This window comes from Streptomyces sp. NPDC012474, assembly GCF_042955185.1.
In the GTDB taxonomy this organism is placed as follows: Bacteria; Actinomycetota; Actinomycetes; order Streptomycetales; family Streptomycetaceae; genus Streptomyces; species Streptomyces cahuitamycinicus.
In genome coordinates this window covers 154,313-172,382 of record NZ_JBIBEP010000006.1, presented here as the reverse complement: position 1 = coordinate 172,382, position 18,070 = coordinate 154,313, and the positions used below count along the sequence as shown (strand labels likewise).

18 protein-coding genes and 1 pseudogene are annotated in these 18,070 nt (G+C 70.3%); 9 read left to right on the top strand and 10 right to left on the bottom strand.

Translation table 11 applies throughout. The features are described from left to right. Window positions 1-28: 28 nt before the first annotated feature. The gene (locus tag ACFY9S_RS16005; RefSeq protein ID WP_391128789.1) at window positions 29-1,087 is read left to right on the top strand and encodes a GNAT family N-acetyltransferase; all 1,059 of its coding nucleotides are present in this window, start codon (window positions 29-31) and stop codon (window positions 1,085-1,087) included. Here ACFY9S_RS16005 and ACFY9S_RS16000 read toward each other — a convergent pair. Together ACFY9S_RS16000 and ACFY9S_RS15995 are read right to left on the bottom strand one after the other, a co-directional pair. After that, a complete protein-coding gene (locus tag ACFY9S_RS16000; protein ID WP_391128133.1) occupies window positions 1,057-1,344 on the bottom strand; it encodes a DUF4031 domain-containing protein in 288 nt (95 codons plus the stop codon). The genes ACFY9S_RS16005 and ACFY9S_RS16000 overlap by 31 nt on opposite strands. Before the next feature lie 7 nt (window positions 1,345-1,351). Further along, entirely contained in the window at window positions 1,352-1,735 is a 384-nt protein-coding gene (locus ACFY9S_RS15995) for a hypothetical protein (protein ID WP_391128130.1), read from the bottom strand. A gap of 55 nt (window positions 1,736-1,790) precedes the next feature. On the opposite strand from ACFY9S_RS15995, the gene ACFY9S_RS15990 reads away from it, so the two are divergent. Then, the gene (locus tag ACFY9S_RS15990) at window positions 1,791-2,723 is read left to right on the top strand and encodes an SIS domain-containing protein (RefSeq protein WP_391128127.1); all 933 of its coding nucleotides are present in this window, start codon (window positions 1,791-1,793) and stop codon (window positions 2,721-2,723) included. A gap of 46 nt (window positions 2,724-2,769) precedes the next feature. After that, window positions 2,770-3,705 carry an N-acetylmuramic acid 6-phosphate etherase gene (gene murQ, locus ACFY9S_RS15985; RefSeq protein ID WP_391128124.1) on the top strand — a complete coding sequence of 312 codons (936 nt, stop codon included), beginning with the start codon at window positions 2,770-2,772 and terminating at the stop codon, window positions 3,703-3,705. Between the two features lie 107 nt (window positions 3,706-3,812). On the opposite strand, the gene ACFY9S_RS15980 is transcribed toward murQ, so the two are convergent. Further along, complete coding sequence (locus ACFY9S_RS15980; RefSeq protein WP_391128121.1) at window positions 3,813-5,852, bottom strand: hypothetical protein; 2,040 nt, start codon at window positions 5,850-5,852, stop codon at window positions 3,813-3,815. Between the two features lie 49 nt (window positions 5,853-5,901). Here ACFY9S_RS15980 and ACFY9S_RS15975 point away from each other — a divergent pair, with 49 nt between their 5' ends. The 4 genes from ACFY9S_RS15975 to ACFY9S_RS15960 all read left to right on the top strand — a co-directional run bounded on the left by ACFY9S_RS15975 (window position 5,902) and on the right by ACFY9S_RS15960 (window position 8,599). Next, on the top strand, window positions 5,902-6,228 hold the full coding sequence (locus ACFY9S_RS15975; RefSeq protein ID WP_391128118.1) for a DUF397 domain-containing protein: 327 nt from the start codon (window positions 5,902-5,904) through the stop codon (window positions 6,226-6,228). A gap of 208 nt (window positions 6,229-6,436) precedes the next feature. Then, the gene (locus tag ACFY9S_RS15970) at window positions 6,437-7,288 is read left to right on the top strand and encodes a hypothetical protein (RefSeq protein ID WP_391128116.1); all 852 of its coding nucleotides are present in this window, start codon (window positions 6,437-6,439) and stop codon (window positions 7,286-7,288) included. Between the two features lie 56 nt (window positions 7,289-7,344). Further along, window positions 7,345-8,016 (top strand): Uma2 family endonuclease, encoded by a 672-nt coding sequence (locus ACFY9S_RS15965; protein ID WP_391128113.1) that lies wholly within the window; start codon window positions 7,345-7,347, stop codon window positions 8,014-8,016. A 13-nt stretch (window positions 8,017-8,029) separates the two neighbouring features. Beyond that, window positions 8,030-8,599: a hypothetical protein gene (locus ACFY9S_RS15960; RefSeq protein WP_102913442.1), complete on the top strand. Its 570-nt coding sequence runs from the start codon at window positions 8,030-8,032 to the stop codon at window positions 8,597-8,599. 10 nt (window positions 8,600-8,609) lie between these two features. Here the strand turns inward: ACFY9S_RS15960 and ACFY9S_RS15955 are convergent, their stop codons facing one another. The 3 genes from ACFY9S_RS15955 to ACFY9S_RS15945 form a co-directional block, all read right to left on the bottom strand. Beyond that, on the bottom strand, window positions 8,610-10,166 hold the full coding sequence (locus ACFY9S_RS15955; protein ID WP_391128110.1) for a carboxylesterase family protein: 1,557 nt from the start codon (window positions 10,164-10,166) through the stop codon (window positions 8,610-8,612). Between the two features lie 89 nt (window positions 10,167-10,255). Continuing rightward, window positions 10,256-11,383 (bottom strand): NADH:flavin oxidoreductase, encoded by a 1,128-nt coding sequence (locus ACFY9S_RS15950; RefSeq protein WP_391128107.1) that lies wholly within the window; start codon window positions 11,381-11,383, stop codon window positions 10,256-10,258. A 133-nt stretch (window positions 11,384-11,516) separates the two neighbouring features. After that, window positions 11,517-11,657 carry a hypothetical protein gene (locus ACFY9S_RS15945; protein ID WP_391128104.1) on the bottom strand — a complete coding sequence of 47 codons (141 nt, stop codon included), beginning with the start codon at window positions 11,655-11,657 and terminating at the stop codon, window positions 11,517-11,519. 36 nt (window positions 11,658-11,693) lie between these two features. On the opposite strand from ACFY9S_RS15945, the gene ACFY9S_RS15940 reads away from it, so the two are divergent. Next, entirely contained in the window at window positions 11,694-14,219 is a 2,526-nt protein-coding gene (locus ACFY9S_RS15940; protein ID WP_391128101.1) for a hypothetical protein, read from the top strand. After that, window positions 14,216-14,308 (top strand): annotated as a pseudogene (locus tag ACFY9S_RS15935) (IS5/IS1182 family transposase); the annotation flags it as partial. The gene ACFY9S_RS15940 and the pseudogene ACFY9S_RS15935, both read left to right, overlap by 4 nt. On the opposite strand, the gene ACFY9S_RS15930 reads toward ACFY9S_RS15935, so the two are convergent. The 4 genes from ACFY9S_RS15930 to ACFY9S_RS15915 all read right to left on the bottom strand — a co-directional run bounded on the left by ACFY9S_RS15930 (window position 14,306) and on the right by ACFY9S_RS15915 (window position 18,055). Then, window positions 14,306-14,932 (bottom strand): nucleotidyltransferase family protein, encoded by a 627-nt coding sequence (locus ACFY9S_RS15930; protein WP_391128098.1) that lies wholly within the window; start codon window positions 14,930-14,932, stop codon window positions 14,306-14,308. The pseudogene ACFY9S_RS15935 and the gene ACFY9S_RS15930 sit on opposite strands and share 3 nt — an antisense overlap. Window positions 14,933-15,105: 173 nt before the next feature. Continuing rightward, window positions 15,106-16,728 carry a chaperonin GroEL gene (gene groL / locus ACFY9S_RS15925; RefSeq protein WP_102910466.1) on the bottom strand — a complete coding sequence of 541 codons (1,623 nt, stop codon included), beginning with the start codon at window positions 16,726-16,728 and terminating at the stop codon, window positions 15,106-15,108. Window positions 16,729-17,129: 401 nt separating this feature from the next. After that, window positions 17,130-17,333: a cold-shock protein gene (locus ACFY9S_RS15920; RefSeq protein ID WP_003949956.1), complete on the bottom strand. Its 204-nt coding sequence runs from the start codon at window positions 17,331-17,333 to the stop codon at window positions 17,130-17,132. A 446-nt stretch (window positions 17,334-17,779) separates the two neighbouring features. Then, window positions 17,780-18,055, bottom strand: coding sequence for a MoaD/ThiS family protein (locus ACFY9S_RS15915; protein ID WP_003991133.1), 276 nt, complete (start codon window positions 18,053-18,055; stop codon window positions 17,780-17,782). Window positions 18,056-18,070 lie beyond the last annotated feature (15 nt).

Below are 18,070 nucleotides of genomic sequence, written 5' to 3'. Positions count from 1 at the left end.
CGCCATGTGGACAACGGGAGCGGAACAGGTGGAGCAGGCCGTCGCCGAGTGCGTGGGGCTGTTGGGGGCGGTCGCCGAGCGGGACTGGGAAGGCGTACGGGCGGGGCGGCTCGACTGGGACTGCCGGCAGACGGCGGTGCACATCGCCGAGGACCTCATCGCGTACGCGGGGCAGCTGGCGGGCCGGGAGCAGGACGGGTACTCGCCGTTCCTGCTCTCGATGGAGGAGGGCACCGGCAACGCGGACGTGCTGCGGGTGATCGGCACGACGGGGGCCCTGCTCGCGGCCGCGATCCGTACCGCCCCGCGGCACATACGGGCCTTCCACCCCTACCCGTTCCGCAGCGCGAACCGTGAGGGGTTCGCCGCGATGGGCGTGGCCGAGGTGCTGCTGCACACGCACGACATCTGCGAAGGGCTGGGGCTGTCGTACGAACCGGCGCCCGAGCTGTGCGACTTCGTGCTCAGCCGGATCTTCCCGCACGTCCAGCCCGGCCCCACCCCGTGGCCTGCCCTGCTGTGGGCCACCGGCCGCGCGGAACCGCCCGGCCGCGCCCCGGTGACCGGGTGGCGCTGGAACAACAACCTGGTGATCGGCACCGAGCGGCTCACCCTGGAGGGCGTCACCCCGGCGGCGGCCACCGACCTGGCCACGGTCGGCGACGGCGGCTACCCGTGGATCGAGGGCGGCCCGGTCGAGGGCACCCGGGTCGGCGCCGGGCTGGTCTACAAGCAGTACGAGGACGGGGTCCACCGGCCCGAGTGGGGCATGTACGTGCTGGTCCGGCGCGATGACGACCGCGCGCTCGGCGCCATGGGCTTCCACGGCGTCCCGGACGAGGCGGGACGGGTCGAGATCGGCTACGACCTGGTCGAGGGCGCCCGCGGACACGGCTACGCCACCGAGGCGCTGCGCGCGCTGTCGGCCTGGGCGCTGAAGCAGGACGGGGTGCGGACCGTGGCCGCGATGGTCGAGCGGGGCAACCTGCCCTCGCAGAACGTGCTCGCCCGGGCCGGATTCACCCAGGTGCCCGCCGAGGACCCCGAGCACCTGGCCTACGAGCTGCGCGAACCGCGCGAGGGGTAGCGCCCCTTGGGCCGCCGCAGTCCCGCCGCGTGCAGCAGCCGCACCACCTCGCGGCTGCTGACCTCAACGGCCCCGGCGGCCACCACGTCGGCGTACCGCTCGTCGGGGATGTCGTAGTGGTCGCGCTCGAAGGCCCGGCTTGGGACGCCCAGGCGTGCGGCGAAGGTGTGGAGCTCGTCGTAGGAGACGTCGCTGACGAGGTGGGACCACAGGCGGCCGTGGCCGGGCCAGGTCGGCGGGTCGATGTAGATCGTCACGAGCGCCTCACGACGACGCCGTCCCGCCGATGGCCTCGCTCAGCGATCCCACCGCGGCGACCTTCACGCCGGCCTCGCCACACACCCAGTGCGGGTCGGCCCCCAACTCCGGTTCCACGTCCAGCGCGTGCGGCTCGCCGACCCCGCACACCGGGCACAGCGGCCAGCGGCCGTACCGCTCCAGCAGGGCGTCCTGGACGTCCTGCGCGACCAGGCCGGCCACGTACCGGGCGCCCTCGGGCCACTGCTCGACCCACCATCGGCGCTGCTTGACGGACTCCTCGACCAGGGACACGACATCCGCGTCGGCGACGCGTCCCGCGACGAGGTCGGCCAGCACGAGGGCGCGCGCGGCGTGCAGCGCCTGCTCCAGGGGGCTGATGGGTTCCATGCACCCATTGTGCGCACTCTTGACCCCGTCGCCGCCCCGAAAATATCTTTCAAGCGTGACCCGAGACGTGAAGGAAATTTTCGCCCGCGAACGCGGCGGCCCCTCGGGGACGAGCACCCCGCCCGCCCCCGCCGCCCTCGCGGCCAAGGTCCGCACGCTGGGCCCGTCGATGACCCGCTCCATGCAGCGCGTCGCCGAGGCCGTCGCCGGCGACCCGGCCGGCTGCGCGGCCCTCACGGTCACCGGCCTCGCAGAACTCACCGGCACCAGCGAGGCGACCGTCGTACGCACCGCCCGCCTGCTGGGCTATCCGGGCTACCGGGATCTGCGCCTGGCGCTCGCCGGCCTCGCCGCGCAGCAGCAGTCGGGCCGCGCCCCGGCCATCACGACGGACATCGCGGTGGACGACCCGATCGCCGACGTGGTCGCCAAGCTCGCCTACGACGAACAGCAGACCCTCGCCGACACCGCCGCCGGGCTCGACACCGTCCAACTGGGCGCGGCCGTCACCGCGCTGACCACGGCCCGCCGCACCGACGTGTACGGCGTCGGGGCGTCCGGCCTGGTCGCCCAGGACCTCACGCAGAAGCTGCTGCGCATAGGGCTGATAGCCCACGCGCACAGCGACCCGCACCTCGCCGTCACCAACGCCGTGCAACTGCGCGCGGGCGACGTCGCGATCGCCGTCACGCACTCCGGGGCGACGGGCGACGTCATCGAGCCGCTGCGGGTCGCCTTCGAGCGCGGCGCGACGACGGTGGCGATCACCGGCCGCCCGGACGGCCCGGTCACGCAGTACGCCGATCATGTCCTCACCACGTCCACCGCACGCGAGAGCGAGCTACGCCCGGCGGCGATGTCGTCCCGGACCGGCCAGCTCCTCGTGGTGGACTGCCTGTTCGTGGGGGTGGCGCAGCGGACGTACGAGACGGCGGCGCCGGCGCTGTCGGCTTCGTACGAGGCGCTGGCCCACCGGCATCGTCCCTGAGGCAGCCGCCCCGCCCAGCACCGGAAAGACACGGAAAGAGCCGTCCATGACCTCCACCTCCAGCCCCCGTGACCTCAGGACCGAGTTGGAGTCCCTGACCACCGAGGCCTTCCGGCCGGAACTCGCGGACATCGACCGGCTGCCCACCCTCGACATCGCCCGGCTGATGAACGGCGAGGACGCCATCGTCGCCGGGGCGGTCGCGGCCCGGCTGCCGCAGATCGCCGCCGCGATCGACGCCGTCGCGGAGCGGATGGCCCGGGGCGGTCGCCTGGTCTACGCGGGCGCGGGCACGGCGGGCCGGATGGGCGTCCTGGACGCCTCCGAGTGCCCGCCCACGTTCAACACCGACCCCTCCCGGGTCGTCGGCCTGATCGCGGGCGGCCGGGACGCCGTGGTCACCTCGGTGGAGGGCGCGGAGGACTCCCGGGAACTGGCCGAGGCGGACCTGAAGGCCCTCGCCCTGACCCCCGACGACACGGTGGTCGGCATCTCCGCCTCCGGCCGCACCCCCTACGCCATCGGCGCGGTCGAACACGCCCGTGCCCGCCGCTCCCTCACCATCGGCCTCGCCTGCAACCCGGGCAGCCCGCTCGCGGCCGCCGCCGACCACGGCATCGAGATCGTCGTGGGCCCCGAGCTGCTCACCGGCTCCACCCGCCTGAAATCCGGCACGGCGCAGAAGCTGGTCCTCAACATGCTCTCGACGATCACGATGATCCGGCTGGGCAAGACCTACGGGAACCTGATGGTCGACGTCCGCGCGTCGAACGACAAGCTCCGCGCCCGGTCCCACCGCATCGTCGCCCTGGCCACGGGCGCCGCCGAGAAGGACATCGAGCGGGCCCTGACCGCCACGGACGGCGAGGTCAAGAACGCGATCCTCGCCCTCCTGGCCGACGTCGACGGCGCGACGGCGGCCAGGCTGCTGGAGGAGTCCGACGGCCACCTGCGCGCGGCCCTCACGGCGGCGAACGGCTGAACCGTCACACCACGGCCCTGACGGCGGCGGCCGGCTGAACCGTCACACCACGGCCCTGACGGCGATCGGCTGAACCGTCACACCACGGGCGGCAGTCGGCTGAACCGTCACGCCCCCACGACCACCCGCTGCTCCTCCCCCTCCCCCAGCCGCTCGGCCTGCTCCGCCGTCGCCGTCTCGGCCAGGACGTTGACCGCCGTGTTGAAGCGCTCCATCGAAGTGGGACGGTCCGGGCCCAGGACGTACTGCTTGAGGACCCGGCGCTCGGGTGCCATCGGGTCGTGCGCCGGCTCGCGGACCGACCGGAGGATCTCCGGCAGGCGGGTGCACGCCCGGTCCAGGAGGTAGGCGCCCCCGGCGGTGGTGTAGGCCGCCCGGAAGTCCTCGTCGGGCAGGTCGTGCGCGTTGGTCAGGACGTACGGCTTGAGGCTCGCCACGAAGTCCGCGACCACGGACGAGACATCGCTGATGAGGATGTCGGCCTGGTCGAAGGACTCGTACAGCGTGGGCAGTTGCCTGAGGATCACCTGGTGCCGGACCGGCCCCCGGCTCTCCCAGAAGAGCCGGTGCCACTCGGCGCGCAGCTCGTGCCACTCGGCCTCCCCGTCCCGGACGGGGAGGCGCGCGTCGCGCATCTGCTGGGCGTCGTCGCCGGTGAGCCGTCCGGACAGTTCGCCGAGCCGGGCCTGGATCTCCGCGAGCCGCGGCCGGGCGGCGGCGATCGCGGCCTCGGCCTCCTGGGCGTCCCGGGCGTCCCGCCGCTCGTTGTCGGCGCGCAGCAGCTCCCGGACGGCCCGGTCCGCCTCGGCCGCCACCCGGGAGCGCTTGCCGGTGAGGGGGTGCGGCTTGTAGAGGACACGGACGTTCTCCGCGAGCAGCTTCTCCACCAGCTGCACACCCATCGGGATCAGCGACGTATGGCAGTCGTCGTCGCTCCAGCCCTCCCAGGTCGGCGCGTACAGCACGGTCGGCACCGGCCCCGGCACGTGGTCGGCGTGCAGCCGGATCGACGACAGCTGCGGGCGGCCCACCTCGACGATCGCCGAGTCGCTGATGGCGTGCCGCACCCGCTGGTAGCGGTCGCGCCCGGCCCGCCCGGCCACCCAGATCTCGTCGTACACCTTGCTCACCCGGTTGCTGCTGGCGAGCTTGTCGCTGTCGCCGTGCCCGATGAAGACGTGCTTGGCCTCGGCGACGCGCAGCATGTGCACGTTCTTGCCCGCGTTGCCCGGGTAGAGGACGACCCGCAGCTCGGGCAGCTCGAGCTGCGCCACGTCGTCGGCCTTCGGCACGCACACGACCGGGATCGACGTACGGCCGAGATAGCGGAACGAGGCCCGCTCCCGCAGGATGATCAACGGCCGCCGGTCGAGCTGCTCCAGCGTCTCGATCCACATGTTGACCTGGTACATGAAGTCCCGCGACACGGCCGCGAAGCTGAAGTACAGGGCCACCTCCGGCCGGTACCCGGCGAGTTGCCGGTTGAGCTCGGCGATCACCTCGTCGTCCGGCGGCATCCGGCGGGCCCGGCGCAGCTGCCCGAGCAGCGCCACGACGGCCGCGACGGCGAGCCCCACGGTGAGGGCCAAGCCGATCCCCGCGGGCCGCCACGCCCCGGCCGCCAGCGCGGCGAGCAGCCCCGCGTGGGCCGGCAGGTCGAGGTGCAGCAGCTTGCGCAGGAAGCGCCGGTAGAGGAGAGCGGGGGGCGACTGCGGGATGCCCGCGCCGCTCATGTCGAGGTTGCGCACCACGACCGGCAGGGTGCGGCGCCGCCGGATGGCGTGATGCACCGCCGTGTACAGGATCACCAGGCCGAAGTGGGCGCTGAACACCGCCAGCGCGGCCACCAGCACCGCGCCCGGCGCGTCCATCCGGTCGGCCAGCGCGAGCAGCATCACCGTCCGCACGGCGAACCGCATCGTCCGGGTCAGCTGCAACGCGGCCAGCCGCCGCACGAAGGCGGGAGCGCGCGTGTGCAGCACCTCGTCCGCGGCGTACGTCACGGCCGACGCGGCGGCGAAGCCCCACAGCGAGGGGAGCAGCGCGAAGACGGGCAGTGCGGCGAAACCGGCGGCGAACAGGAACACGAGAAGAAGGTCGGTCTTCCCACGCACACGCAGGACACCGCACAGCCAACGGAACGTCATAAGAGAGGATTCCTCTGGGGAAAGGATGTGATTTCCGGAGTGGCGTGCGGTGGGGCGAACGCCGGCGTATGCGCGATACGCCTGTTCGACGGTGGTGGGGGGCGAATGGTTGTACATCCTTCGTCGGCTATTACTTCACCGTGACTTCGCCTCCCGGTCGACCTGCCGGACGCGAGCCCGCAGCGTCTCCCCACGGGCAACGACCGCGATAAGTCGGCGAGTTGGCGCTACAGCGGCGGCAGCGGCGGCGACTGCCTGGAAATGGCCGACGGCCACCCCCGTCCGCGACTCCAAGACCCCCCACGGCCCGAAGCTCGTGTTCCGGGCCACCGCCTGGGCCGCGTTCGTCGAGAACCTCAAGGACGAGACGGCCTGAGCTTCGGGACCCGGGCTTCGAGCGCTCTTTTCAAGGATGGGGTGGAGGGCTTCAACCCGCCCTCCCACCCGGAGAGTTGACGCGACGCGTCCGGCTTGCCACGGACAGTCACGTACCTCTACCGTTCCTGGACAAGCAACAGCCCCCGCCCGGTGCGCCAACACCTGCGGGGGCTTAACCAGAGATCGACGGCTGAAAGACCGATCCCATGGCTGAGTCCAAGCTTAGTGCTGCCTCCCCGCCCGCGCACCCAATGGCGAACCCCGGCTACGGCAAACGCACGACCTCCGACCAACTCCCCGGCACCAACCACGACTTCGCCCACCTCCCACCCCGCGAAGCCGCCATCGCCGCCTACCTCGACCGGCTCCCCGAGGGCGCGGACATCTCCGTGAAGACGCTGGCCAAGCACCTCCCGTACGGACAGTGCGCCCTCGGCACCGCCCTCAACCGCATCCAGCAGGCAGGCCATCTGCGGCGCGGCCGGGAGTGCGTGACGGCCGACGACGGCAGCTCCCGCTGGATCACCCGATCGTGGTGGTCCCGAACCGCCCGGGATGACGACTGGTGGGCCGCCTTCACCCGCGGCGACGTACCGCCGCAGGCGACACGCCCCACCCGCTCCCGCGCCCACATCCTCCTGGCCGCCCTCGGCCGCACCGCGCCCGTCCTGTCCCTCTCCGAGGCAGACTGCGCGGCACTCGCCCCACTCGTGCCGGAGTGGTTCGCGCGGGGCGCCTCGGAGGACGACGTACTGCGTGCGCTCACGGCCGGTCTGCCGACGCCCGTCCACCACCCCGCCGCCCTGGTCCGCAACCGCCTGACCAGCAAACTCCCACCCCCACCCGCTCCACGCCCACCCCTGCGGGTCCTGGAGTGCGCGAACTGCGGCGCCCCGGGGCGTCCGGAAACCCTGCCAGGGGGGCGTTGCAGCACCTGCCGGGGTGAACGCGCGCCTGCGCAACCCCCCGCACCCCTGTCCGCCCTCACCGTTCACGACCGCGCGGCCCGGATCCGCGCCGAGATGTCCCAACGACGCCGAGAGAAGGCACGCACATGACGGCTCCTGCGGTGCGACGTCACTCCCCCAGGGCACGATGGAAGGGAGGAGGCACTATGACCCCTGGTACCGCTGACCGCCCGCTGATGCCCATCGAGGACTTCGAGGATCTGGCCGAGGTGGCCCCGAAGAGCGTGCGACTCGAGTACGTCGACGGTCGCGTCCGTTCGAAGGACCCGCTCAGCGTCGAGGACTTCGAAGAGCTGGAACGCCGCGCCCCGGAGACCGTGCGGCTTGAGTACATCAACGGAAAACTCGAGGTCAAGGCCATGCCGGACGGCAACCACCGCTCCATCTTCATGTGGCTGTTGCGCCAGTGCATGCAGCACCGTCCTGACCTGGATCTGGTACCCGAGTCAGGCGTCAAGGCAGAGGCCTACCGAAAGGGGCGCGCTCGCACGGACGGAACGCTCGTGCCGGTGGATCATTTTCGGGGCGACGGCGAGTGGTCCGACCCCGGCGGTTCCCTCATGGCCGTGGAGATCACGTCCCGCGACCACGACACCAACCAACGCGACCGCATCGACAAGCCCCTCGGCTACGCCGAAGCCGAGATCCCCGTCTACCTCCTCATCGACCGCGACAACCACACCCTCACGGTCTTCAGCGAGCCAAAAGACGGCCGCTACCAGCAGATTTCCCCGCACCCCTGGGGCGACACCGTCGAACTCCCCGCCCCCGTGAACATCACCCTGAACACCGAGAAACTCAAGGACTACGCCGAATGACGACAATGGACCCATGAACCACGCCCAGCTCACCGCCCTAGGCCGCGCCCTCCGACTCCTCGGCGAGCACGGGGAGGCCCTCACCGGCGACTCCCCGGACGCCAAGCTGCACGAGATCAAGGCCGATCTGAAGCGCGCGCTGGACCTGCTGGACGAGAGTGTCGCGGGCGCCGCGCCCACCACCCGCTGCCCCGAGCACCCGAACGGCCCGGTCGACGAGGCCGCCCCCGACCTGTGCCTGCTGTGCGAGACCCGGCGCAGGGCCGCCCGCAGGGCGGAGTTCAACGGGCCCGCCCCCCAGCACCGGCCCGTCGAACCCGCGCCGTCCCGCTACGGCGTGAGCGGTGACCGCCCCCAGCCCCAGCAGCGCTGGCTTGCGGAGCTGTGGAACGGTCAGGCCTGGCAGCTGTGCGGCACCCCGCGCCGGGACCGACGGGAGGCCGAACTCTTCATCAACGCCCAGCGCAAGGCACCCCGGGCCGCCATGGCGTACCGGCTGGTGCACGAGTTCACCGACTACGAGGTGCTGCGGGTGTGGGGGACGCCGGTGAAGGTGGACATCGAGCCGATGGGCAACCTGTGACGGATCGTCCTCACAGCAGCGGCAGCGGCAGGAACTCGTGCCCCTCCCACAGCCGCCGCGACCGCTCCTCCGGGTACGCCGTGACGACCGGCTCCGCGTCCAGCACCTGCACCAGCCGCTGCTCGTCGTCGTAGGCGGGCCAGCCCGGGTCGCCCGTCCTCGCGAAGGCCGACCAGGACGCCCGGAAGCGGGACGACAGCGAGAGCGCCTCTGCGGACGGCTCCACGCCCGCGAACAGCAGAAGCCCCAGGTCCGCCCCGTACGTGCCGAACAGCAGCGGGATGTCCAGACCGTGGCAGGCACCGAGCGCGCCGCCGTTGCCCGGGGCCGGCCAGGTCAGTTCGTAGACGTGGGCGCGTCCGCCGCCCGCGCGCTGGGCCTGGGCCAGGTGGAGGGTGGGCATGTTGAACAGCCAGTCCGTCTGGACGCGTTCGTAGAGCTCGCTCGCGGAGGCGTCGGGGAACGCCGTGCGGTAGGCCTGTCCGCCGTCGGGTCCGGGGGCGAACAGGCGCAGGGCGGAGGCCGCCCTCTCGTCGGTGATCTGGCCCAGCCGGCCCGCCATGGCGATGAACAGGCGGTACTCGTCGCGGTTGTGGCCGACGAGCAATTCGACGTCCTTCGCCGAACCGGCCGCCAGGGCCTGCCACGGCATGACCGGCAGGACGTCCCCGTCGGCCACCGGGGAGAAGGGCGTGACCGTGGGTGCCGCCTGGCCCCAGCGGTCGACGCGCTGGAGCATCTTGGCGCTCAGTGTCTCGCCCGCCGAGGTCAGTAGGTTCGGAGCGATCGTGGAGAGGTCGGCGACCGTGGGGCGCAGGCCCAGCTCGGCGGCGAGGGCGGTGCCGATGTCCCGGGCCAGGGCGTCGGAGAAGAACGTCCCCGGCACGCTCTGCGCGATCGCCCGCCGGAACAGACCTGCCGCACGGTCCATGCTGAGCAGCGAGGCGATCGAACCCGCGCCCGCGGACTCCCCGAAGACCGTGACCTGGCCGGGGTCGCCGCCGAAGGACTCGATGTTGTCCCGCACCCATTCCAGGGCGGCCACCTGGTCGAGCAGGCCGCGGTTGGCGGGAGCGCCCTCGATGAACGCGAAACCCTCCATGCCCAGGCGGTAGTTGAGGGACACGACCACCACGTCGCCCTCGGTGGCGATGTGCCGGGCGTCGTAGCCGGGGCTGCCGGAGTGGCCGAGCTTGTAGGCGCCGCCGTAGATCCACACCATGACCGGCCGGCGGGCGCCCGGGTCGGGCTCGGGCGTCCAGACGTTGACCGTGAGCCACTCGTCGCCCTCGGGCACGTCTAGCAGGCCCGGGCCGCCCAGGTTGCCGAGGTCCTGCGGGGGCGGCGGGCCGAAGGCGCAGGCGTCGCGTATGCCGTCCCAGGGGTGCGCGGGCCGGGGGGCCATGAAGCGGGCCTCGCCCACCGGGGGTGCGGCGAACGGGATGCCGCGGAAGACCGCGAGTCCCTCCTCCCTCCGGCCGCGCACCGCACCGGCGGTCGTACGGACCACCGGTGCGGGCTCCTCCGCAGGGCCGCCCGCCGACGGGCGGGACTCGGTCGTCGTCATGTGGATCTCCTCACGGAATGCCGGTGAACAGGCGCTCAGTCAGTGTCGTTGACTGACGCAAGCAGATCCAGACGCTGTGGTGACGGGTGTCAGCTGAGGGACTTCAGCGACGCCGGGTTGTACGGCGCCACGTCCTCGAAGCGGCCGTCGAGCACCTTCCGGGCCCACTCGGGGTCCTGGAGCAGGGCGCGGCCGACGGCGACCATGTCGAACTCGTCGCGCTCGAAGCGGTCGAGGAGGTTGTCGAGGTCGCCGACCTCGGCGCCGTGGCCCTGGAAGGACTTGAGGAAGTCACCGCCGTCCAGGCCGACCGAGCCGACGGTGATGGTGGGCCTGCCGGTGAGCTTCTTGGTCCAGCCGGCCAGGTTGAGGTCGGAGTCCTCGAACTCGGGGAGCCAGTAGCGGCGGGTGGAGGCGTGGAAGGCGTCGACGCCGGCGGCGGCCAGCGGGGACAGGATGGCCTCCAGCTCCTCGGGGGTCTCGGCGAGGCGGGCGTCGTAGGCGTCCTGCTTCCACTGGGAGTAGCGGAAGATGACGGGGAAGTCGGCGGAGACGGTCTCGCGGACCGCCGCGACGATCTCCTCCGCGAGCTTGACGCGGGCGACCCGGTCGCCGCCGTAGGCGTCGGTGCGGCGGTTGGTGCCCTCCCACAGGAACTGGTCGAGCAGGTAGCCGTGGGCGCCGTGGAGCTCCACACCGTCGAAGCCGATGCGCTCGGCGGCGGCAGCGGCCTCGGCGAAGGCGCCGATGACGGCGTCGATGTCGGCCTGGGTCATGGCCTTGCCGGTGGGCTCGGCCGCGCCGATGCGCAGCCCGGAGGGGCCGACGGCCGGGGCGTCGGCGACGGGCGGCTCGCCCTGGTTGCGGACCATGCCGATGTGCCAGAGCTGCGGCACGATGGTGCCGCCCGCGGCGTGCACCGCCTCGGCGACCTTCGCCCAGCCCGCGAGCTGCTCCTCGCCGTGGAAGCGCGGCACGCGGTCGCTCTGCCCGGCCGAGTCGTGGCCGACGTAGGTGCCCTCGGTGACGATCAGGCCGACTCCGGCGGCGGCGCGGCGCGCGTAGTACGACACGACGTCCTCGCCGGGCACGCCGCCCGGGGAGAACATGCGGGTCATCGGCGCCATCGCGATCCGGTTGGGAACGGTCAGGCCGCCCAGCGATACGGGCCGGGACAGGATTTCGGCGGCGCGGGAAGCGGAGGCGGCGACAGTCACGTGGGGGCTCACTTTCGGATACCGGAAGGTATGTGCATACGCATGGGACGTAACCTTCAACCATCCGGTCCGGTCATGGCCATCCCAGCTCCGCTGTGATCCCGGACACGCGCGAGGGCGGCATCCGGAACGCTCATTGCCCCCGCAGCCACCACAGCAGCCCACTGACGAGGCCGGACCCCAAGGCGCCGGCGGCGCCGAGTGCGGCCTGACGGGCGAGACGGCGCCAGACCGCCGCGTAGCGTGACCGCTTGCTCTCGTCATGGCTCGTCATCGTGTTTCCTCCTGCTCGGCTCCCGGGAAGTCCCCGGTGTCGGTCCAGCTCGATCATGGCCGGACGGAGGGCTCCGGAGACCCCCTCAGGCGTTGCCGTCCGAAGTGGCAGTGCCGCCCGGGTGTTGCCGCTTCAGGCGGCAACACCAGTTCCCGAGCGAGCGGTCGCTCTCGCGGTGATACTGGCCGAATGCGCAACGGACAGACGTCTACTGACGGTGAGGAAGCAGACGATGGCCCGATCCGGCCAGTGCGCCTGGCCCCGCTGAAGGACGGGCTGTCTCCGGAGAAGCGGGCCTTGGCAGAAGATCTGCGCAGTGTCTTTCTCGCTCTCAAGGTCAGCGTGCGCCGCTATGCCGCTCGTCGGCACTTGGACGCCAGCTCGGTGACCCGCTACCTCAACGGCGAGCGGTGCCCGCCCTGGGATTTCGTCGCGGGTGTCATCGCGGACCGTCGAGAGGAGCATGCTCCACTGACCGTCCAGGCGGAGCGGGCCCTGCGAGAGCTGCACAGGGCGGCGCAGAAGCAGAACAGGCGCAACGGCGAGCTTCAGGAGCTCCAGGACAAGCTGGCGGAAGCAGATGAGGAGGCACGGCGCATCACCACCCGGCAACGGGCCCTGGAGGAAGCGCTGGTCGACCGGGAGTCCCGGCTCGCGAACGTGCAGAGCCGGTGCCGGAACCTCGAGATGCGGATGGAACAGCAGCAACTCGCCCAACGGGCCGAAGTGGAGTTGTGGCAAGGCGAGTACAAGCAGCTCGATGCGGAATGCACCGACCTGCAAGACCAGGTGAGCTATCTCCAGGAGGCCCTCGCCGTCACCCGGGCCGAACTGATCGCCGTCGAAGACGAGTGCCATCGGCTGGAGGTCCAGCTGGAGGCTGTGCAGGAACTCCACCCCGATCCGGACCAGGCAGGAATTCCTTCGCTCACGGTCATGCTCGAAGAGGCCGACCGTACGGCGTCGGTACCGGAGCTCGTACGCGTGGTGGGTGATCTGGAGCTGCGCACCCGGCAGGCCACGGCCGGCGAGCTGGTGAGGTCGGCGAGCCAGTCACGCACCGTCGAGGAAGTGGCGGGACTTCTGGCCGCGCTGCGGCAGGAGGGCTTCGACGCACACGCGCACACCGCCCTGTCGGCGATGGTGATGGTCCGCCCGGTCGAAGACGTCGGCGTCTTGGCGAGGGAACTGTTTCAACGAGGCTTCGAGGACTACGTCCTGACGCTGCTGCGCGCCTCAGCGGAGTTTCATCGGGCTGACGACATGTGCGCCTTCGTCCTCGCACTCCATCGAAACGAGCTCCGCGAACACGCCGAGAGCCTGCTCGGCGCGGTCGCGGCCGTCCGGCCCGTGGCCGATCTGGTGATCATCACCGCGGCCCTCGCCGACGGCGAACTCGACCACGCGATCATCACCGCCATGAGCACTGCGGCTGCCCGCCGTCCCACCTCGGACCTGGTGGAGATGAGTCTCACGCTGCGCGAGGATCAGCTGTCCCGATTCGCCGATGCCCTTCAGACCGCAGCCGCGACCCAGCGTTCCGCGTCGGACGTCGTACTCCTGATGGACTCGCTGACACGTCACGGGCTGGGCCGTGACGCGGACACCATCTTCGACGACACTCAGCGCCGCGGGGTGGAGCACCTGATCGCGCTCGTCTCGGTGCTGTCGCAGACACAGCGTCACGACGACGCCTGGGCCATCGCATGCCGCGCCGCGGAGTCCCGCCCGCCTCACGAGATCGCCGCGCTCCTGAGCAACTTCTACGGCTCGGGGCGCCGTCGGTACGCGGCGGAGCTTCTGGTCCTGACCCTGCGGGCAGCCAGAACATCCGCCGAGATCCACGCTCTGTTCAGCACGCTGGACAGAGCGTTCCCTGGTTCGAAGAGCATCGTGCAGGCGGCGGCCAGGATCAGCACACCGCAGGATGTCGCCGCACTCCTGCTCTGCCTGGAGCGACACGACTTGCCTGATCACGCCCAGGTCGTGTTCCAGGACGCACTGACCGACCGGCCGATCAGACACCTCGGGGAGTTCCTGACCACACTCGTCCGGGCGGGGTCACGCCATGTAGACCGCGCCGTCCTCTGCCACTCCGCCGAACCCGCAGCACCGCTTACCGCGCGGATCCTGCTGGCTCTCGCGTCGGCATCTCTCCACAAACGCCTGGACGCCGTGGTGCGCAGTCTGTGCCAGGAGTACTCCTCACGCCGCATCCTGCTGCTGATGACGGATCTCGAGAACGCGCCCGGCGCGCAGTTCTCAGAGGCCCCCCCTGTTGTGCGGCGCATCCTGCACCACGTGGTCCAGGTCTGTTCCCTGTTCGACCAGGCCTCCTTGGCCTGCGCGCTCGAGAAGACGAACAAGGCCGCCTACGCCGAACTCCTCATCGCTGACGCCATCGCCACGCATGGACGGCATTTCAAGGACGAACTGAAGAAGGAGCACCTGAGGTACGAGCGCAAGGGAATCTCCCGCACCTTGCGTCAGCCACCCGGCCCCCCTGTGACGCCTCCTCCCCCGAGCCCTTCGCGCAGCCCTCGCGACTCCGTCCCTTACTAACTGTCCGCTACGAACGGCGCACGGACCTCCACGTCCGCCTGCTTCAGCTCGCGTGCAGCATCATCTGTTCTGCGTCGACTCGCGCATCATGTCGAGGCAGGCGTCAGGGTGGTGGGCTCGGAAGGCCAGTCGAGCACGGTCAGCTCGGGCCACTGCTGCCGCCAGCGGGCGGTTTTGGTCTCGTATACATCGCGCGGAGCAAGCACTGGATTGGGCCGGACGACGAGGTTGAACACGTCGGCAAGCCCATGCGGTGCGTAGACGCGCCACTGTCCATCCCGTTCCAGGCGAACGCCCAAGCAGCAGGTAGTAGCAGCGAAGCTGTCGATGGCAGCCTCGGTGGAGGCATAGGGAGCACACGCGACGCCGAACTTCTCCTCGTACCAGAGGTGGACGCGGGCCTCGTTACGGACCTCGACCTCTGCCGGCACGTCGACGAAGGCACCGTCGGCGGCCTTGATCACAGCGTCCTCCGCCTCCCACGACAGATCATGATCGTCGAAGTAGAAGACGTCGTAGTCCTGGATACCGCTGCTGGGGTGCCTGTCCGTGGCCACGTTCCAGACGGTCTGGAACAGGCAACCTGCCGTCAGGTACCAGCCCGGCAGCCCCAATCGAGCCGTGCGGTTCAACACCTCCACCAGCACCTCGTTACGGGACAGCACAGACCTTAGGGCAGCGAGCTGCTCGTCGAGCGGGAGGCGACCAATCACCGCTCATGCCTACCACGCGACAAGCCAATGGCGCCTGCCTTCAGCCTTCGAGGCCCTCTTGATGGATCTCTTATTGAAACGAGCAGTAAGACGGTCGGCGAACGCCCGAGGGCGGCACCCCCTGTCGGAACAGGAAGTGCCGCCCTCGGCAAGGACGTGATCGACCGGGTCGATCAGAAGTCCATGTCACCGCCCGGCATGCCGCCGCCGGCGGGCGCGGCGTTCTTCTCCGGCTTGTCGGCGATGACGGCCTCGGTGGTGAGGAACAGCGCGGCGATGGAGGCGGCGTTCTGCAGCGCGGAACGGGTCACCTTCGCCGGGTCGATGATGCCCTCGGCGATCATGTCGACGTACTCACCGGTCGCGGCGTTCAGGCCGTGGCCGACCTGGAGGTTGCGGACCTTCTCCACGACGACGCCGCCCTCGAGACCACCGTTGACGGCGATCTGCTTCAGCGGGGCCTCCAGCGCGAGCTTCACGGCGTTGGCGCCGGTCGCCTCGTCACCCTCGAGCTCCAGCTTCTCGAACACCTGGGAGGCCTGGAGCAGGGCCACGCCACCACCGGCGACGATGCCCTCCTCGACGGCCGCCTTGGCGTTGCGCACGGCGTCCTCGATGCGGTGCTTGCGCTCCTTGAGCTCCACCTCGGTGGCGGCACCGGCCTTGATGACCGCGACACCGCCGGCGAGCTTCGCCAGGCGCTCCTGCAGCTTCTCGCGGTCGTAGTCCGAGTCGCTGTTCTCGATCTCGGCGCGGATCTGGTTGACCCGGCCCTGGACCTGGTCGGCGGAGCCGGCACCGTCGACGATGGTGGTCTCGTCCTTGGTGATGACGACCTTGCGGGCCTTGCCCAGGAGGTCGATCGTGGCGTTCTCCAGCTTGAGGCCGACCTCCTCGGAGATCACCTCGCCGCCGGTGAGGATGCCGATGTCCTGCAGCATCGCCTTGCGGCGGTCGCCGAAGCCCGGGGCCTTGACGGCGACGGACTTGAAGGTGCCGCGGATCTTGTTGACGACCAGGGTCGACAGGGCCTCGCCCTCGACGTCCTCGGCGATGATCAGCAGCGGCTTGCCCGACTGCATGACCTTCTCCAGGAGCGGGAGCAGGTCCTTGACGTTCGAGATCTTGGAGTTCGCGATCAGGATGTACGGGTCGTCGAGGACGGCCTCCATACGCTCCATGTCGGTCGCGAAGTACGCCGAGATGTAGCCCTTGTCGAAGCGCATACCCTCGGTGAGCTCAAGCTCCAGACCGAAGGTCTGGGACTCCTCGACGGTGATGACGCCTTCCTTGCCGACCTTGTCCATGGCCTCGGCGATGAGCTCGCCGATCTGGGTGTCGGCGGCGGAGATGGAGGCCGTGGAGGCGATCTGCTCCTTGGTCTCGACGTCCTTCGCCTGCTCCAGCAGGGCGGCGGAGACGGCCTCGACGGCACGCTCGATACCGCGCTTGAGGGCCATGGGGTTGGCGCCGGCGGCTACGTTGCGCAGGCCCTCCTTGACCAGGGCCTGGGCGAGAACGGTCGCGGTGGTCGTACCGTCACCGGCGACGTCGTCCGTCTTCTTGGCGACTTCCTTGACCAGCTCGGCGCCGATCTTCTCGTACGGGTCCTCGAGCTCGATCTCCTTGGCGATGGAGACACCATCGTTGGTGATCGTGGGGGCGCCCCACTTCTTCTCGAGGACGACGTTGCGGCCCTTGGGGCCGAGCGTCACCTTCACGGCGTCCGCGAGCTGGTTCATGCCGCGCTCGAGGCCGCGCCGCGCCTCCTCGTCGAACGCGATGATCTTGGCCATGTGAAGTGGTCCCTCCAGGACTGGGGGTGATTACTTCGGACCGCGCCCGCGCCCGCGACGGACGGCTCGCCTGCCTCGTGGTTCCTTCCCACCCGGCCTGCGGGCCTCACCGACCCGGTCCTTACGTTGTCACTCTCACCTTCAGAGTGCTAACGCAATGATTAGCACTCGACCCCCGAGAGTGCAAGGCGCGCTCGCGCGGCGAGCGCTCGTCGAGGGGTGGCGATCGGGTGAGTCGAGGGGTGACGGGCGGGCGCGAGCGCCCCTTGGGCCGGGCACGGGCGTCGGCCCCCGCGACCACCGCCGGCCAGGCCGTTCGACCACGCGGAAGGGCCCGCACCCCGGGGGGTACGGGCCCTTCTGAGAAGACCGGTCGCGTGAGCGTTGGTCGTGGTGCGCGTTCAGGCAGCGACGCGAACCATGTCGGCCTGCGGTCCCTTCTGGCCCTGCGAGATCTCGAACTCGACCCGCTGGCCCTCTTCAAGGGTGCGGTAGCCGTCCATCTGAATCGCGCTGTAGTGGACGAAAACATCCGCACCACCGTCGACCGCGATGAAGCCGTACCCCTTCTCCGCGTTGAACCACTTGACGGTGCCCTGAGCCATGCCTAACTCCCCTATTACTGGCCCTTGCACAGATCCACACTTCGCGGATCCGGGTCAGACCTCACCCCCCACGGTTGGGGGCGTGCGCCGGAACGCGTCGACCGCGGCCGAATGTATCTGTCCAACTGCCGTCTGCAACAGGTCAATCGGACGAGAATTCTGGACGCGCAGGGTCCGGAATGTGGGGAGAATTCGCCTGAATTCAGGGCAAGTCGGGCTCCACGAAGGGAACAAAAGCCTCGAAAGACGCGCACACTTTGGCTACATCTTGTCGGACTCGCGGCAGGAATTCAGGGTTCCGATCAGAGGATCGGTATCGCGTTCCCCAACTGTACCCCGCTCAACCACACAGAATTGCCCCCTCCGCTTCTCTCACGGAGGGGGCAATTCGATGAACTCTCGGTAATCGTCGTTACCGAAGGTAACAAACAGGCCGGTCGACCCGTTCAGCCACCGGCGACGGCGGGAATGATCGACACACCGGCACCGTCCGGCGTCGCCGTCTCCAGCCCCTGCTCGAACCGCACGTCGTCGTCGTTCACGTACACGTTGACGAACCGGCGCAGCTTGCCCTGGTCGTCGAGCACCCGGGCGGCGATCCCGGTGTGGTTCTTCTCCAGGTCGGCGATGACCTCACCGAGGTTCGCGCCCTCGGCGGCGACCTCGGCCTGCCCGCCCGTGTAGGTGCGCAGGATGGTGGGGATGCGGACGGTGACGCTCATGACTTCAAAACCTCC

Excerpts from the sequence above, each read along its gene's own strand:
- ACFY9S_RS15960 (WP_102913442.1), top strand. The coding sequence starts at position 8,030 with ATGAACCACGCCCAGCTCACCGCCCTAGGCCGCGCCCTCCGACTCCTC.
- ACFY9S_RS15965 (WP_391128113.1), top strand. The coding sequence starts at position 7,345 with ATGACCCCTGGTACCGCTGACCGCCCGCTGATGCCCATCGAGGACTTC.
- groL (WP_102910466.1), bottom strand. The coding sequence starts at position 16,728 with ATGGCCAAGATCATCGCGTTCGACGAGGAGGCGCGGCGCGGCCTCGAG.
- ACFY9S_RS15980 (WP_391128121.1), bottom strand. The coding sequence starts at position 5,852 with ATGACGTTCCGTTGGCTGTGCGGTGTCCTGCGTGTGCGTGGGAAGACC.
- ACFY9S_RS15970 (WP_391128116.1), top strand. The coding sequence starts at position 6,437 with ATGGCTGAGTCCAAGCTTAGTGCTGCCTCCCCGCCCGCGCACCCAATG.
- ACFY9S_RS15915 (WP_003991133.1), bottom strand. The coding sequence starts at position 18,055 with ATGAGCGTCACCGTCCGCATCCCCACCATCCTGCGCACCTACACGGGC.
- ACFY9S_RS15920 (WP_003949956.1), bottom strand. The coding sequence starts at position 17,333 with ATGGCTCAGGGCACCGTCAAGTGGTTCAACGCGGAGAAGGGGTACGGC.
- ACFY9S_RS15995 (WP_391128130.1), bottom strand. The coding sequence starts at position 1,735 with ATGGAACCCATCAGCCCCCTGGAGCAGGCGCTGCACGCCGCGCGCGCC.
- murQ (WP_391128124.1), top strand. The coding sequence starts at position 2,770 with ATGACCTCCACCTCCAGCCCCCGTGACCTCAGGACCGAGTTGGAGTCC.
- ACFY9S_RS15955 (WP_391128110.1), bottom strand. The coding sequence starts at position 10,166 with ATGACGACGACCGAGTCCCGCCCGTCGGCGGGCGGCCCTGCGGAGGAG.
- ACFY9S_RS15945 (WP_391128104.1), bottom strand. The coding sequence starts at position 11,657 with ATGACGAGCCATGACGAGAGCAAGCGGTCACGCTACGCGGCGGTCTGG.